The following is a 14968-nucleotide window of genomic DNA, read 5'->3' as shown; positions in this document are numbered from 1 at the left end:
AACCTGCCCGTGCGGGCCGGCGCACCCGCGGTCGGCAGCAGCGTCGGCGTGGGGATGAGGACACCGCCGAGAAGGACCGACTCGGCCAGGAAGGCGGCCGTCGGCCCAAGTGAGCAGCGGGCGTGGGGTGTTGGTTGTCCTTTGCGTGGGTGCTGCCGCGCTGAACCGCTCGGGCGGAGCCACGGCTCAACTCGACTGCTATGTCCGCGGATTGACCGCGTCCAGCAGCAACCGCACCTGTTCGACCAGCCGTTCGGGGGTGAATCTGCCCGGGTCGGTGAGGGCGAGGCGGCCGAAGTGTTCCGCGCAGGCGACGAGCGCGTGGGCGAGGATCTGCGGGTCGAGCCGGGGCTCGCTCCGGCCGGCCGCGGCGAGGGAGATCCACTCCTCCACCCGGCGCCGGAAGCGTTCCCGGTCCGCCTCGATGCGGTCGCGGACGACCGTGGGCATGCTGCCCGGAGTCAGCAGGATCAGCCGCCAGGTGTCCGGATCGTCGTGGAGCATCGCGGACATCCGGCGCACCGTCTCGGCGGCGAACTCACCCGGGTCGCGCAGCTCCTCCGCGCCGGGGACCGTCGCCAGCAACCGTGTGAAGGCGCGCGCCTGCTGACGGTCGAGGAGCGCCAGCAGCAGGGCGCCGAGGTCGTCGAAGGCGCCGTAGACCACCGACCGGGCGACTGCGGCCCGCTTCGCGACGGCGTCGATGGAGACCCGCTCGTAGCCGTCGCTCACGATCACGGCGAGGGCCGCGTCGAGCAACTGCTCGCGGCGCTCGCCGATCGGTACGCGCGGTGCGTAGGGGCGCCGCCTGCGCGGCCGGTCTGCCGAACTCGTGGACGCTGACACCTTGGCAGTTTACGACACCCGTGTCTTAATTTACGACAGCAGTGTCGTAATCGATGGGGAGCGGCTGGATGACGAAGCTGAGGCGCAGTGAGGTCGAACCGCACGAGGACTACGGCTTCTTCGGCCCGGGCTCGGTGGTCTGGAAGGTCTGGAGCTATCCGACCGCACCGACGGTGGGCTTCCAGCGGGCCGTGGTGGTGGAGGAACTCGACCCGCCGCTGGTGGCCGCCGTCCACCGCACCCAGGGCATCTACCAGCGCCCCCGCACCCGCTACGACCGGACCCTGCGCTACTTCGCGATGGTCGCCTTCGCCGGCTCGCGCGAGGTGTGCAAGGCCGCGGACATCCTGGTCAAGGTCCACTCCAAGGCGATCGGCAACCTTCCCTACGGCGACGGCACCTACGACGCCAACGACCCGGCCTCGCAGCTGTGGATCCAGCTCACCGGCTGGCACTCCATCCTCTACGTCTACGAGAAGTACGGCCCCGGAAAGCTCACCGCGCAGGAGGAGACGGAGTACTGGGAGGCGTGCGCGGTCGCCGCGGAGCTGCAGACCTGCTCACCCGACGACGTGCCCCGCACCCGCGACGGCGTCCGGGCCTACTTCGAGGAGATGCGCCCGCGGCTGTCCGCCAGCCCGATCGCCCGGCAGGCCATGAACCACCTCCTCGCCACCGAGCTGGTCCTGCCGCCCACACCGCGCTGGGCGAAGCCGCTGAGCCACGCCGTGGCGAGGGCACAGCGCATCGCGACCATCGCCACCATGCCGCGCTGGATGCGCGAGCTGGCCGGCATCCGGCAGTCACGCCTCCTCGACCTGCTCATCGTGCCCGTGATGAAGGTGTCCTTCGCGCTCGCCCACCTCGACCCCCGGGTCGAACTGCGCCTGCTGGAAAGGCTCTCGCCCTCCACGGTCCCGGTGATCGCACCGGTCAAGCTCGGTGTCCCGCCCCGCACGAGGGAAGTGCTGACCCCCGCCGAAGCCCGCGCCCGGCACGGCTACGCCAGGCCCGCCGAGGCCCACCTCGAGTTCCGGGCCCTGCAGGCCGCACGCGTCTTCGGCGAGGGCGAGGCCCCCAGCGACCAGGGGCTCGTCGAATCCCAGGAGATCCTGGGCCCGCTCGCCTGACGCCGCCCGCCGTCGTCAGGCGCGGGCCTCCCGGGCCTGCCGGGTCGGCTTGCCCAGGGCCCAGAACAGGACGCCGAGGAGCATGAACCCGATGAGGGGGACGAGCTCCGTCAGCAGGTACTTCCATCGTTCGGCGTGGGTCCAGCCGTCCGGGGCGTAGGCGGAGCTGAACCAGTTGAACGGGGCGCCCGGCGCGACCAACTGCACGCAGGCGTACAGGACGAACGCGGTGAGCACGATGCTGATGAGGAGAGGGAAGGGCGCCTTGTACGGACGCGGTACCCCCGGGGCCTTCCAACGCAGTACCGCCAGGGCCGGGAAGATGCCCAGGTAACTGACCAGGGTGGTGGAGACGGCCAGTCCCAGGACCGCTCCGAAGAGCTTCGCCGCGCTGCCGTCGGTGAGTTGGTGGGCCAGGATCAGAACGGCCGTGGAGACCAGGCCGCTGAGGATGTTGACCCGGACCGGGGTTCCGAAACGGCTGGAAATGACCCCCAGGAAGCGAGGGGCCGCTCCGTCGTAGCCGGACACCGCGAGAGCGCGGTCGGAGCCCATCACCCAGGTCACGCCCGAGGACAGCACGGTGAGGATGAACAGGATCGCGGCCAGGTCCCCCAGCAGGCTGCCCGCACCGCTGAGCGTCGCGGTGCCGTCGCCGGCGACATGGCCGCCGTAGACCGTGAAGACCTGGCGGATCGCGTCGATGAAGCCGCCCAGGCCGGTGATGGCCTTGACGGGCAGGACCAGCAGGATGCCGAGGATCGGCAGCGCGTAGAGGAGCACGGAGAGCACGGCGCTGCGGAACACTGCGTACGGCACGTCCTTCTGGGCGTCGGTCATCTCGTCGCCCGCGGTGCTGGGCAGTTCGAAGCCGACGAAGTTGAACATCAGGAGGGGCACCAGGATGACGAAGCCCGGGTACGTGGGGGAGAAGTCGCCGAGGCCGAATCCGTGCAGGCCGTGCTGGACGCCGTAGACCACGACGGTGACGGTGAACAGGCCGAGCAGGAGGAAGCGGCTCCAGGCGCCGATGGTGGGGATCCACTTGCCGACGTCGAAGGAGAGGATCGCGGCGAGGACCCCGATCCAGACGAAGGCGAGGGTGAAGACGTAGAAGGCGGGGGTGCTCAGGTCCTTGCCGTCGTTGAAGAAGGTCGTGTACGCCGTCACGGCGGTGACGGACAGGGTGCCGCCCAGCCATACCGGGTTGGTGATCCAGTAGAGGAAGTTGTTGACGGCGCCCGCCAGGCGGCCGAAGGCGCGGCTGGTCCAGATGTAGGGGCCGCCCTCGTCGGGGAACGCGGCCCCGAGTTCCGCGGTCAGCAGGGCCGAGGGCACGAAGAACACGACGGCCATCACGATGAGCCAGGTGAACGCCTCCGCGCCGGAGGACGCCACCGAGCCGATGGTGTCCACGCCGACGATCGTGCACAGCAGGAAGAACAGGATGTCGAAGCGGCCGAAGTGCTTGCGCAGCTTCTGGCGTTCCGACTCGGCTGCCGTCGGCACGCCGGCCGGTTCGGATATGAGGGGGCCAGCGGTCACCAGGGGCTCCAGCGGATGAGCGGTACAGGCGGAATTCGGCCAATAATCACCTCCGTCGCACAAGCTCACAAGCGTTCATTGGAAAGACTTGACTGTGAGTTTCTCCGGGACTGCGCCTGGTGCGCGGCCGGTTGACGCTTCGGGAAAGGCTTGATCGGGCACTCCTAGGGGTAGTTCTCCTCCCCCGGGAGTAGCGGGAGGGCGCGTGGTCGTCCCGGGGAGGCAGGGCAGGTGCCTCCGTGGGCACGATGTGCGGGCGGGTCTCGAGGACGAGGCTGGTCCGTGCCGGGGAAGCAGCGAACCAGGCCCGAGGAGGGCGCCATGAACCGCCAGATCCGTGTTCGTGTCAGCCGTCGACCCTCGTCCTCCCGTGACACCCGCCAGCCCGAGATCGACCGCAGGACCCCGTCGGGACGGCTGCTGCCGTACTGACGCCGGTCGGTTCGAAGGCTGATGCCGAGGTCAGTTCAGACAGTGGCCGATCGCCGTCCGCAGGGCCCGCCGCAGCTCGGGTGACGGGAGCGGGCCACTGCCCTCGGCACCGGCCGTGACCATCGCGGCGACCTCGCGCAGCTTGGTGTTGGAGAGCTGGGAGGCTTCTCGCAGGACGTGCCACGCCTCGTCCGAGGAGCAGGCGTGCAGGGCCATCAGAACTCCGCGCGCCTGGTCGATGACCGGGCGGGTGGCGATCGCCTGCCGGAGCTGCTGGACCTCGGTACGCAGCCGGTCCAGCTGCTGAGTGCGCTCCAGGACCACCACGTACGGCACGGGCTCCAGGCGTGTCCCGGGGCCGTGCAGCGGATCCCCGGGATCCAGACCGGCCATCTCCAGCACGCCGCGTGGCTGGCCGGTCCAGCCGGTCGCCGTCACCGGCACACCACGGCGGCGGCCGTAGGTGTCGAGCACCTCCAGGAACTGGAGCCCCGCCGTGTCCATGAACGGGACCTCGGACATGTCCAGGTCGACCCGGCCGGTGCCGTCCGGAAGCTCGTTCAGGGCCCTGCCCAGGGTGTCCGCACAGCCGTGGACCAGCCCGCCCCGTGGGACGAGCACGGCCCGGTCCTCGTCCAGGTGCCTCTCGATGGCCAGGGTGTTCAGTCGCCCCGCGAGCGAAGAGTGTGCCGCTGAGCTCATGTCCGCCTCGCTGCTCCCCACAGTCGTCACGACGTTGAGTCACCGGTCACCGCCGGAATCCGTCCCGTGCCGGGGGTGTGGCCGCGCGGGATCCGGCGGTGTCGGGGTTCGCCTGCCCGGAGCCACCAGGACTACACCCGGCCCCGCGGGGAGTGACGGGGGCTGTCGGGGGTAAGCGCGCAGTCGTCCAGGTATCCGCGGGGAGACGTTTCGGGAGGGGAGACGTATCGGAGGAGAACAAGTCCGGCCAGCAGTGAGGAGTCGGTGTGGACATCCGACACGAAGCGCCACGGCGCCGCCTTCCGGCGGACGGGAGCGCGGTGACGCCGCCGTGAACGCGGGAGCCGAAGCCGCGGATCCGTTCGTGCATCCCGCGCTCTTCTACCGCGACGAGCGCGAGTACCTCGCGGGCGTGGTCCCGTTCGTACGCAAGGCGCTCGCCGCCGGGGAACCGGTGGCCGTGGCCGTGCCCACCGAGAACCTCCGGCTGCTCGAGGAGGAGATCGGAGCCGACGCCGCCGTGCGGTTCCTCGACATGCGGGAGGCCGGGCGCAACCCGGGCCGGATCATCCCGAAAGTGCTGCGCGCCTTCGCCGACGCCCAGCCGCCCGGCATCCCGGTGCGGATCGTCGGCGAACCGATCTGGGCAGGGCGCACCGCCACCGAATACCCCGCCTGCGTCCAGCACGAGGCGCTGATCAACGCCGCCTTCCGGGGCCGCGACGCCACCATCCTGTGCCCGTACGACACTTCGCGGCTCGATCCGCGGGTCGTCGACGACGCCTACGCCACCCACCCCGTGGTCGTCGACGCGGACTCCGGGCGGGAACGGCGGAGCACCCGGTACGACTTCGAGGGCGTGCACGCCCGCTACAACGAATCGCTGACGCCGGCACCGGACGACGTGCCGGCCCACGTCTTCGCCGCCGACGTGCTCGGCGACGTCCGGCACCTCGCCATCGACGCGGGCACGCGGCTCGGGCTCGTCCGGCCCCGGCTCGACGACCTGGCGCTGGCCACCGCCGAGCTGACCACCAACAGCGTGCTGCACGGCGGTGGTTCGGGATCGCTGCGGGTGTGGGCCGAGGACGGGTACGTGGTGTGCGAGGTCCGCGACAGGGGCCGGCTCACCGACCTGCTGGCCGGGCGCCGGCCGCCCTCCCGGGCCCAGCAGGGCGGCCGGGGCCTGCTCATCGTCAACCTCGTCGCCGACCTCGTCCGCGTGCACACCGGACCCGAGGGCACCACCGTCCGCTGCTGGTTCGCCCTTTGACGGGAGCTTTGACAGGAGCCTCGACAGGAGCCCCTTGTGGCGCGCGCGTTCAGCCCAGCCGTACCCGACTGCCGCTCCACGCCGAGGACTTGAGAGCGGCCGGCAGCCGGTGCGCACGGACGGCGGTGGCGAGGTCCGGGCCGAGGCCGCCGCCCGTACGGATCGCGTGTTCCCCCTGGTCACTTCCACGGTCCGCCGTGAAAAGTACCAGTCGGTTGGTTTTCTCGGGTGCGGGGAAGGCAGACTGATCCCGAGAGCTCGTCGCGACCCAGGCAGAGGACGGACGCATGGTCAGGCAGGAACGCGCGGAGGTCACCCGCTCGGCCATCCTCGACGGGGCGGCCCGCGCCTTCGACGCCGAGGGCTACCACGGGACGTCACTCGGCGACATCCTCAAGGAGGCCGGGGTGACCAAGGGCGCGCTCTACTTCCACTTCGGCTCGAAGGAGGAGCTCGCCCAGGCCCTCATCGACGAGCAGTTCTCCGTCCTGGAAGCCGTCGTGGGGGCGGGCAAGCCCGGGGTGCAGAGCGTCATCGACATCGCGCACTCCATGGCCCGGCGGCTGGTGGCGGACGTCCGGGTGCGCGCCGGAATCCGTCTGGTCATCGACCAGAGCTCCAGTACGGGCATCGTCGGCGAGCCCTACACCCGGTGGATCGAACTCTTCCGGGACTGCCTGGTCCAGGCACAGCGGCGCGGCGACGTGAAGGCGGACCTCGACCCCGGCCGGGTGGCCCGGTTGATCGTCGGCTCCTGGACCGGGCTGCAGCTCAGCTCCCAAGTCCTCAGCGGGCGGGCCGACCTGTCCGAGGAGACCACCCTCATGTGGGAGATGCTGCTGCCCAGCATCGTGCCGCCACGAAGACTGGAGCGGTTCCGCCCGGAGGGCAGCGTGCTCGAGCTGGTGTGAGGCGGCCTCACAGGGCCGACTGCCAGGTGACGGTCGTACCGGAGCCGGACGGCCCGGGTGCGGTGCCGGTCGCGGGGGAGCCGGGCGGGGTGCCGTCGTCGCGCACGGTGAGCCGTACGCCGTGCCGTCCGTCCGGCAGCCTCGCCGTCGCGTCGACGCCGACCTCGACGCGGGAGACGCCGGGGCGGCGGGAGGCATCCGCGAGGGCCCGGCGCAGCGCCGCGAGGAGGCGGGCGGCGACTCGCTCGGGGACCAGGGTCTCGACGGCACCGGTAAAGAGGGCGGACGGCGTGAAACCGAGCAGGGCGGCCGCCCCCGCCGTCTCCTTGAGCACCCTGCCGCGGAAGGTGGTCGGGGCGTCGGCGGGCGGCTGCTGGAGCGTGAAGATCGCCGTACGGACCTCCTGGACCGTCGACCGGAGCTCGTCCACGGCCAGACCGAGGCTCTCCCGGACGTCGCCGGCGGGGCAGCGGCGCTGCGTCGACTCCAGCATCATCCCGGTGGCGAACAGCCGTTGGACGACCAGGTCGTGCAGATCACGCGCGATACGGTCGCGGTCCTCGTACACCGCGAGCCGCTCGCGCTGGTGCCGGGCGTCGGCGAGGACGAGGGCGAGGGCGGCCTGGGAGGCGAACTGCACCGCCAGCAGCCTCTCGACGGGCGTGTAGGGCCGGTCGCCGCGCCGCCGGGGGAGCGCGAGGGTGCCGATCAGTGTGCCGTCGGCCTGCAGCGGCAGCATCATGCTGGGCCCGAACCGGTGCCGCACATGCGTGGTCATACGGGGGTCGGTCGCCGAGTCCGCGATGAACACCGGTTCCCCGCCGAGGAGTTGCTCCAGCACCGCGCTGCCGGGCTCGATGGTCGTGCCGACGACGTCGCCGGGATCGTCGTACGTCGACGCCGTCACGATCTCCATGCCGCCCTCGGGGGTGCGCTGGAGAATGACGCCCGCGGCGGCGTCGGCGAGGATACGGGCCTGCTCGGCGACCGTCATCAGGGCGTCGGCGGCGCTCTCCCCGGTGAGCAGCGCGGTGGTGACGGCCGCCGCGCCCTCGATCCAGCGCTCGCGCCGGCGGGCGGCCTCGTAGATCCGGGCGTTGTCGATCGCGATGCCGGCCCGGTCGGCCAGGACGTGCAGGAGCTGTTCGTCCTGGGCCGTGAAGGCGCCCTTGCCGGCGAGGTGCAGGGTGCCGAAGACGCCGTCGCGCACATGGACCGGTACGTCGAGGGTTCCGGGGGCCGGCCGCACGGTTCCCGGTGTGCGGATCGCGCTGAGTCCGTCCTGTCCGGGGTCCGTCGTGTCCAGTGCCGCACACCGGGCGCCGGTCAGCTCGGCCGCGCTGTCCACGATGTGCTGGAGCGTGGCGCGCAGGTCGAGGTCGGTACCGACGCCGAGGACGGCTTCGAGGAACGGCGGAAGCGGAGCCTCGGGCATCCTCTACGGCGTCTCAGGTGGCCAGCGGGTCGAGCGACAGCGGCTCGATCCGGCCCTCCAGCATGTACCCCAGCCCCTGTACGGCGCAGACGTCCGGCCGCTCGGCGATGTGCACCGGCATCCCGGTGGCGTGCCGCAGCATCTGGTCGAGCCCGGGGAGCAGCGCGGAACCGCCGACCATCATGATCCCGCGGTCGGCGAGGTCGGCCACCAGGTCGGGTGGGCAGTTGCGCAGCACCCGGCCGATGCCGTCCAGGACGGCGGTCAACGGGGTCTCGATCGCGTCCCGCACGGCCGCGGTGTCGACCTGCACGGAACGGGCCAGTCCGGTGGCCACGTCCCGGCCGTGGATCTCGGTGGAGGCGGGGCCCTGGGAGGTGAGGCCGTTGCCGGACAGGGCGAGCTGCAGGGGCCGTACGGACTGGCTGGGCAGCATCAGCTCGTGCTCGTGGCGCAGGTGCTGGACGATCGCGTGATCGACGGCCTCACCCCCGACGGGGATGCGCTCGGCGGTCACGATCGACCCGAGCGAGAGCACGGCGACCTGGGTGGCGGCGGCCCCGCACACCATGATCATGGTGGCCTCGGGCCGCTCCACCGGCAGCCCGCAGCCGACGGCGGCGGCGATGAGGGTGTCCACGAGCTCCACGCGCCGCGCCCCGAGCCCGACAAGGGTCTCGATGGCCGCGCGCTGGGCCAGCGGGTCGGCGTCGTGCGGGGTGCAGGCGGCCGCGCGCAGAATGGGCTTGCGGCGCAGCGACCGGCGGATCTTGTCGCCCAGCAGGTGCCGCAGCATCCGCTGGGCCATCTCGATGTCGACGACCGTCCCACCGGAGACGGGCCGCACGACACGGATGTAGTGGGGCGTACGGCCCGTCATCTTCTCGGCGAACTCGCCCACCGCGATCAGCGCGCCGGTCTTGGTGTTGACGGCGGCGACGGACGGCTGGTCGACGACGAGCCCGGCCCCCTTCACATACACCCGGGTCCTCGCCGCGCCCAGGTCGACGGCGAAATGGCAGCGGCGCAGCTGCTCCAGACTGGCGGTCATGGCAGGTCCTCCCGAGAGCACAGACCGTGGGCCGCGCCGGGTGGCGGGGCTTAGTCGCATCGTGCGGGGGCCGGGGAGGGGGCGCCTTTTCTGGGGGGCCGGGTGGGGTGCCGCTGAATGGGGGTTTTTGTCGCTTATGTCGGAAATAAGCGTCACATAAAGACCGTGATGAAGAGTCAGCAAGACCGTGATGAAGGGTCAACGACGCGGCTCCGACGGCTCGGGACCCTTCCGGATCACCCCCAACTCCATCAGATCCTGCGGCCGCACACGAAGTTGGTCCGCCGTCGCCTCCGTCTCCCGCGGCGCTCGCTTCAGGATCGCGGCGGCCAGCTCCGGGGCGATGACGGAGAAGTAGCTGTCCGGGGTCGCGTACGTGTTGCCGGGCGCGGCCAGGGCGAGTGCGCCGCCGGAGCCGCCCTCGCCGATGAGGAGGGTGGTGATCGGGGTCCGGGCGGCGGCCACCGTCGTGAACAGCTCGGCGATCGCGGCGCCCGCGCCCTGCCGCTCGGCCTCGGCGTCGTTGGCCGCGCCCGGGGTGTCCACCAGGGTGAGCACGGGGATGCCGAGGCGGTCGGCGAGGCGGATCAGACGGGTGGCGGTGCGGTAGCCGGCCGGGCGGGTCGCCGTCCCGGCCTGCGCGGCATACGCCACGGTACGGCCCTCGCGTTCGCCGAAACCGCACAGCATGCCCGGGTCGACGCCGCCGCAACGGTCACCGGAGAGGGCGGCTCGCCGGGTGAAGTAGGCGTCCAGATAGGCCTGGGCGCGCGGGCGTTCAGGGGAACGGGCACGGCGGACGGCGGCCCAGCCGGTGGCGGGAAGACCGGTGGCGCCGAGGGGCGGGGGGACGGGGGCGGGAGCAGGGGACGGGTCGGGGGCCGACTCGCGCTCGGTCGGGGGGGCCGTCAGCAGTCGCAGCCACAGTCCCAGCGTCCCCCGCAGGTCCTCCTGCCGTACCACCGCGTCCGCCGCCCCCGCCGACACCTGCGCCTCCGCCGTGTACGCCGACGGGTCCGCGTCCGCGGGGCGGACCCGGGAACCCGCGAAGCCGACCTGGGCGCCGGGCAGGGCGAGGATCACGTCGGCGCCCGCGCCCAGGGTGGCCCAGCCGCCGCCCGTGGTGGGGTCGCGCAGCACCGCGACCTGGGGCAGCCCGGCCTCCCGGGTGAGCGCCGACTGGCGTGCCACCCGCTGCAGTTGGGTCAGCGCGACCATGCCCTCCTGCATACGGCTGCCGCCGGTGGCCACCAACGGCACGACCGGCAGGCGGTGTTCACGGGCGAAGACGTACGCCGCCTCCAGACGGTCGCCGGTGCCCTCACCCAGTGAACCGCCGAGGAAGCCGAACTCGAAGGCGATCAGAACGGCCCGGGTGCCCTCCACGTGCGCGGTGCCGCAGACGACCGACTCCTGCTCGCCGGTGCGCTCGGCGGCGCGGGCGCGCGAGGCGTCGTAGCCCTGCCAGGCGAGGGGGCCATCGGGCTTCGACTGCCTTACGGGATAAGGGATTTCGGAGAAGTCGTCGGCGACCAGCGCGATCGCCTCGCGTGCGGACAGACGCTCAGGCATGCAGCGCCCGCTTCATGATCTTCCCCATGTCGTTGCGGGGGAGGGCGGCCAGGAGGTGGAGGACCCGGGGCCGCTTGTGCGGAGCGAGACGGCCCGCCACATGGTCCGCCAACTCCTGCAGGGACGGGGGCTCTTGGTGGTCCGCCGGGACGATCCACGCCACGATCCGCTCACCCAGGTCCGGATCCGGCTCCCCGGTCACGGCCGCCTCCCGCACCCCCGGGTGCTCGAGCAGCGCGTTCTCGATCTCGCCCGCCCCGATCTTGTACCCCCCGCTCTTGATCAGGTCGGTGGCCTTCCGGCCGACGATGCGCACATACCCGTCCGGGTCCCGCACGGCCATGTCACCCGTACGGAACCAGCCGTCCGCCGTGAACGCCCCCGCCGTCGCGTCCGGCCGGTTGAGGTACTCGGTGAACAGGTTCGGCCCGCGCACCTGGATCTCGCCCACCGTCTCACCGTCGTACGACGTGATCGGCGCCCCGTCCTCCTCCACGAGCCGCAGCTCCACCCCCGGCAGCGGCACGCCCACGGTCCCGGCGCGCGGCTCACCGTCCGCGCGCACACTGGTGTTCATGAGGGTCTCCGTCATGCCGTAGCGCTCGACGACCCGGCGGCCGGTCGCGGCCGCGATGCGCTCGTGGTCGTGCACGGGGAGCGCCGCCGAACCGGAGACGAGGAGGCGGGCGTGGGTGAGAGCCTTCGTCAACTCCGGGTCGCCTGCGAGGGTTTCGGCGATGCGGTGGTACATCGTCGGGACGCCGAAGAGCATGGTGGCCCCGTCGTTCAGCTCCCGGGTCACGCCCTCCGTGCTGAAACGGCCGAGGTGGCGCACCGAGCCGCCGCGGCGGAGCGGGCCGAGGATGCCCAGGACCAGGCCGTGCACATGGAACAGCGGGAGGCCGTGCACGAGGACGTCGTCCGACGTCCACTGCCAGGCGTCGGCCAGGGCGTCCAGGGTGGTGGCGAGGGCCCGGCGGGGGAGCACGGCACCCTTCGGGGGGCCGGTGGTGCCGGAGGTGTACACGACCAGGGCGGGATCCTCGCCGTCCTGCGCCCGGGGCTCGGGGGCGGTTCCGACGGTTCCGCCTGTGCCGTGCACGTCGATGTCGACGCGCTCCAAGTCGCCCACAGTCGAGGGGAGTTCGGCTCCGGGCGCGGCGAGCAGCAGGCCCGGCGCGCTGTCGTTCAGGATGTGCCCGAGCTCCTTCTCCCCGGACTTCGGATTGAGCGGCACCGCGGCGACTCCGGCCTCCAGCGCCGCCACCACGGCCACCGCGGTCTCCAGTTCCGAAGTCGCCCAGACGGCCACACGGTCGTACCGCGCGAGACGGCCCGCCAGGGCGCCGGTCGCGGCCGCGAGTTGCCCGTAGGTGAGTGAGCGGTCGCCGAACCGCAGGGCGGTCCGGTCCGCGCCGGTGCCCCTGAGGGTCGGGAAGAGAGAGGTCATGCCGTACAACTCCTAACCTGTTGTCGCCTGGCGGTCCTACCCGAAGCCGGGTACGACCAACACCAGCCACACCACCGCGGGTACCACCGCCACCACGATGCCCCCGTAGATCATCAACTGCCGGAAGAAACGCTCGCGGTCCACGTCCGGTGCCGCGGCCAGCACCAGCGCGCCGTTGGTCGAGAACGGACTCACGTCCACCACCGTCGCCGACACCGCCAGCGCTGCCACCATCCCGACCGCCCCGATCTCGCCCTGCGCGAGGAACGGCACGGCGAGCGGGATCAGCGCGCCCATGATCCCCACGGACGAGGCGAACGCGGACACGATCGCACCGATGTAACACAGCAGTACGGCGGCCAGCAGCGGGACGCCGATCCCGCCGACGCCCTCACCGGCCCACTTGATCGTGCCCATCTCGTCCAGCACGCCGACGTAGGTGAGCACACCGCAGATCAGCAGCACCGTCGACCAGGCGATCTGCCCGACCGCCGTGCGGCTGTCCTCCGGCCAGGCGGCGCTCAGGATCACCGCGAGGGTGATCGACGTGAGCCCCGCGTCGAGATCGAAGGCGAGCACGGCGACGACCAGGGCGACCAGGGCGGTGAGGGTGGCGATACGGGCGGGGGTGAGGTGGGTGGTGTCGGCGGGGTCTTGGCGGGGGGCCAGGGTGGTGGTCGTTCCGGTGGCTCCCGTGGCTCCCGTGGCTTCGGTGGCGGCGGTGGTGCCGGTGCCGGTGCCGGTGGCGAGGGCGCGGGAGCCGGAGGGGCCGGAACTGCTGCCTCCGTTCTCCGGGCGGTCGCCCTTCTCGGGGAGGCCCGTGCCCGGGGCGGCCCCGTCCACCGGCACCGCCCCCTGCGCCCACAGCTTCAGCCCGCCGAACAGCACGAACATCACGCCCGCGATGACGAGGTTGACGATCAGTGAGGCGAGGAAGAGGAACACCTCGTTGCCCGGGAGGTTCTCGCGCTCGACGATGCCGTTGACGATCGTGCCGTAGATGCTGATCGGCGAGAAGCCGCCGCCCTGGGCGCCGTGCACCACCATCGCGCCCATCAGCAGGGGGCTGATCCCGTAACGGGCGGCGAAACTCAGCGCGATCGGCGCCACGATCGCGACCGCGGCCGGGCTGACCGCGCCGATCGCCGTCAGCGCGCCGGTAATCGCGAACATCACCCACGGGATCAGCGCCACCCGTCCGCGCACGAGCCGAATGGACGCGTGGACCAGCCAGTCGGTGGTGCCGTTGGCCCGCGCGATCGCGAACAGGTAGGTCACGCCGACGAGGACGACGAACAGGTCGCCCGGAAAGCCGGCGAAGATCCCGTCCGCGTCGAGGTCGGCGACCAACTCGCCCACCGCGAAGGCGGCGGCGAAGGCGAGGGCGCCCATGTTGACGGAACGGGTGGTGGCGATGACGAACACCACGACCAGGACGAGGATCGAGATGAGTTCGGGGGACATACGGGCTCCCGTCGTTGGGCCCCGGAGCGGTTGAGTGGATGAGTGGTTCAGTCGGTAATTGGCTGAGCCACTAGGCCACATGGGGGGATGGCTGGCTAGCGTGGTGGGGGACGCCGGGGACGTCAAGGGCTCGCGCAAAATTGGCTCAGCCACTTTGCCAATCAGCCACTCGTCCAGTCGACCACTAGACCACTCGGCCACTTGTCCACAGGCGCTCGCAGACCGCCCCACAGGCCGCCCCACCCGGTGTTACTCTCCCGACGAACGAGAGGGGGACCCGTGACCGACGCCCTGCGCCCCATGGCCAAGCCACGTCTGTACGAGCAGGTGCTCGACCGGCTGCGCCAGTACGTCGACGAGGCCGGGCTCCAGGCCGGCGACCGGCTTCCGCCCGAGCGTGACCTGGCCACCCGACTCGGTGTCAGCCGCGCCTCCGTGAAGCAGGCCATCGTCGTGCTGGAGGTCCAGGGTCTGATCGAGGCGCGGCACGGCGGGGGGACGTATCTCGTCCGGGACAGCCTCGACGTCGAGCCCGTCGAGAAGATGGTCGAGCGGCGGCAGCGCCTCCCCGACGTCCTCGACGCCCGCGAGGCCCTGGAGACCAAGCTCGCCGAACTGGCCGCCGAACGCCGCACCGACGAGGACCTGGCCGCGATGCGGACGGCCCTCGCCAGGATGGCCGGGGAGATCGAGGACGACGGCCACGGCATCGAGGGCGACCGCCTGTTCCACGCGGCGGTGACGACGGCGGCGCACAGCAGTCTGCTCGCGGAGTTCATGCGCTCCATCGCCGACCAGATCGCCGAGAGCCGCACCGAGTCCCTGCGCCAGCCGCACCGCCCCGAGCGTTCCCTCGCCCAGCACCGCGCGATCCTCGAAGCGATCGCCCTCCAGCGCCCGGGCCAGGCCGCCTCGGCGATGCGCCGCCATGTCCGCACGGTGGCGAAGGTACGGCTGCTGGACTGGGAGCCGGAGGACGACGAGTAGGAGCGGCAGCGCCGATGTCACGGCATCCGACGGGGACGGAACTCGCCTACGCCGGACCGCCGATGAGGCGTTCGAAAACAGGTGGAGCCGTGCCGCCGGTCCCACTACCGTGCTGCCGACCGAGTCGTCTGGGCAAGGACGTGCCGTTGTACACCGTGTGAGACCTCCCG

Annotated in this window: 12 protein-coding genes; 4 read left to right on the top strand and 8 right to left on the bottom strand. The window is 71.7% G+C overall.

The genetic code is table 11. The features are described 5' to 3' along the window. Positions 1-198: 198 nt before the first annotated feature. Entirely contained in the window at positions 199-846 is a 648-nt protein-coding gene (locus tag ACFYRX_RS28080) for a TetR family transcriptional regulator (protein WP_389105231.1), read from the bottom strand. A 68-nt stretch (positions 847-914) separates the two neighbouring features. Between ACFYRX_RS28080 and ACFYRX_RS28075 the strand changes: the two genes are divergently transcribed. Next, positions 915-1976 (top strand): oxygenase MpaB family protein, encoded by a 1062-nt coding sequence (locus tag ACFYRX_RS28075; RefSeq protein WP_389105228.1) that lies wholly within the window; start codon positions 915-917, stop codon positions 1974-1976. 15 nt (positions 1977-1991) lie between these two features. Here the strand turns inward: ACFYRX_RS28075 and ACFYRX_RS28070 are convergent, their stop codons facing one another. Both ACFYRX_RS28070 and ACFYRX_RS28065 read right to left on the bottom strand, forming a co-directional pair. Continuing rightward, the gene (locus ACFYRX_RS28070) at positions 1992-3521 is read right to left on the bottom strand and encodes an APC family permease (RefSeq protein ID WP_389105225.1); all 1530 of its coding nucleotides are present in this window, start codon (positions 3519-3521) and stop codon (positions 1992-1994) included. A gap of 462 nt (positions 3522-3983) precedes the next feature. Next, complete coding sequence (locus tag ACFYRX_RS28065; RefSeq protein WP_389105223.1) at positions 3984-4655, bottom strand: ANTAR domain-containing response regulator; 672 nt, start codon at positions 4653-4655, stop codon at positions 3984-3986. A 331-nt stretch (positions 4656-4986) separates the two neighbouring features. On the opposite strand from ACFYRX_RS28065, the gene ACFYRX_RS28060 reads away from it, so the two are divergent. Both ACFYRX_RS28060 and ACFYRX_RS28055 read left to right on the top strand, forming a co-directional pair. Further along, on the top strand, positions 4987-5928 hold the full coding sequence (locus tag ACFYRX_RS28060; RefSeq protein ID WP_389105220.1) for an anti-sigma factor RsbA family regulatory protein: 942 nt from the start codon (positions 4987-4989) through the stop codon (positions 5926-5928). A gap of 287 nt (positions 5929-6215) precedes the next feature. After that, the gene (locus ACFYRX_RS28055) at positions 6216-6839 is read left to right on the top strand and encodes a ScbR family autoregulator-binding transcription factor (RefSeq protein ID WP_389105218.1); all 624 of its coding nucleotides are present in this window, start codon (positions 6216-6218) and stop codon (positions 6837-6839) included. A 7-nt stretch (positions 6840-6846) separates the two neighbouring features. Here ACFYRX_RS28055 and ACFYRX_RS28050 read toward each other — a convergent pair whose 3' ends face one another. The 5 genes from ACFYRX_RS28050 to ACFYRX_RS28030 form a co-directional block, all read right to left on the bottom strand. Next, complete coding sequence (locus tag ACFYRX_RS28050) at positions 6847-8274, bottom strand: GAF domain-containing protein (RefSeq protein WP_389105216.1); 1428 nt, start codon at positions 8272-8274, stop codon at positions 6847-6849. Between the two features lie 13 nt (positions 8275-8287). Beyond that, complete coding sequence (locus ACFYRX_RS28045; protein ID WP_389105214.1) at positions 8288-9325, bottom strand: rod shape-determining protein; 1038 nt, start codon at positions 9323-9325, stop codon at positions 8288-8290. 198 nt (positions 9326-9523) lie between these two features. After that, positions 9524-10897, bottom strand: coding sequence for a carboxyl transferase domain-containing protein (locus ACFYRX_RS28040; protein ID WP_389105212.1), 1374 nt, complete (start codon positions 10895-10897; stop codon positions 9524-9526). Beyond that, positions 10890-12347: an acyl-CoA synthetase gene (locus ACFYRX_RS28035; protein WP_389105209.1), complete on the bottom strand. Its 1458-nt coding sequence runs from the start codon at positions 12345-12347 to the stop codon at positions 10890-10892. The genes ACFYRX_RS28040 and ACFYRX_RS28035 overlap by 8 nt, the downstream gene beginning before the upstream one ends. Positions 12348-12383: 36 nt before the next feature. Further along, positions 12384-13811, bottom strand: a complete 1428-nt coding sequence (locus ACFYRX_RS28030; protein ID WP_389105206.1) for an SLC13 family permease — start codon at positions 13809-13811, stop codon at positions 12384-12386. A 279-nt stretch (positions 13812-14090) separates the two neighbouring features. On the opposite strand from ACFYRX_RS28030, the gene ACFYRX_RS28025 reads away from it, so the two are divergent. Further along, entirely contained in the window at positions 14091-14798 is a 708-nt protein-coding gene (locus ACFYRX_RS28025) for a FadR/GntR family transcriptional regulator (protein WP_389105204.1), read from the top strand. The last annotated feature ends 170 nt before the right edge of the window (positions 14799-14968 follow it).

The organism is Streptomyces sp. NPDC005374 (assembly GCF_042872225.1).
GTDB lineage: Bacteria > Actinomycetota > Actinomycetes > Streptomycetales > Streptomycetaceae > Streptomyces.
This window is presented reverse-complemented; position numbering and strand designations above follow the sequence as displayed.

What these genes read in the sequence shown, in the direction of transcription:
- ACFYRX_RS28045 (WP_389105214.1), bottom strand. Translation starts at nt 9,325, where the DNA reads ATGACCGCCAGTCTGGAGCAGCTGCGCCGCTGCCATTTCGCCGTCGAC.
- ACFYRX_RS28075 (WP_389105228.1), top strand. Translation starts at nt 915, where the DNA reads ATGACGAAGCTGAGGCGCAGTGAGGTCGAACCGCACGAGGACTACGGC.
- ACFYRX_RS28065 (WP_389105223.1), bottom strand. Translation starts at nt 4,655, where the DNA reads ATGAGCTCAGCGGCACACTCTTCGCTCGCGGGGCGACTGAACACCCTG.
- ACFYRX_RS28035 (WP_389105209.1), bottom strand. Translation starts at nt 12,347, where the DNA reads ATGACCTCTCTCTTCCCGACCCTCAGGGGCACCGGCGCGGACCGGACC.
- ACFYRX_RS28030 (WP_389105206.1), bottom strand. Translation starts at nt 13,811, where the DNA reads ATGTCCCCCGAACTCATCTCGATCCTCGTCCTGGTCGTGGTGTTCGTC.
- ACFYRX_RS28040 (WP_389105212.1), bottom strand. Translation starts at nt 10,897, where the DNA reads ATGCCTGAGCGTCTGTCCGCACGCGAGGCGATCGCGCTGGTCGCCGAC.
- ACFYRX_RS28055 (WP_389105218.1), top strand. Translation starts at nt 6,216, where the DNA reads ATGGTCAGGCAGGAACGCGCGGAGGTCACCCGCTCGGCCATCCTCGAC.
- ACFYRX_RS28050 (WP_389105216.1), bottom strand. Translation starts at nt 8,274, where the DNA reads ATGCCCGAGGCTCCGCTTCCGCCGTTCCTCGAAGCCGTCCTCGGCGTC.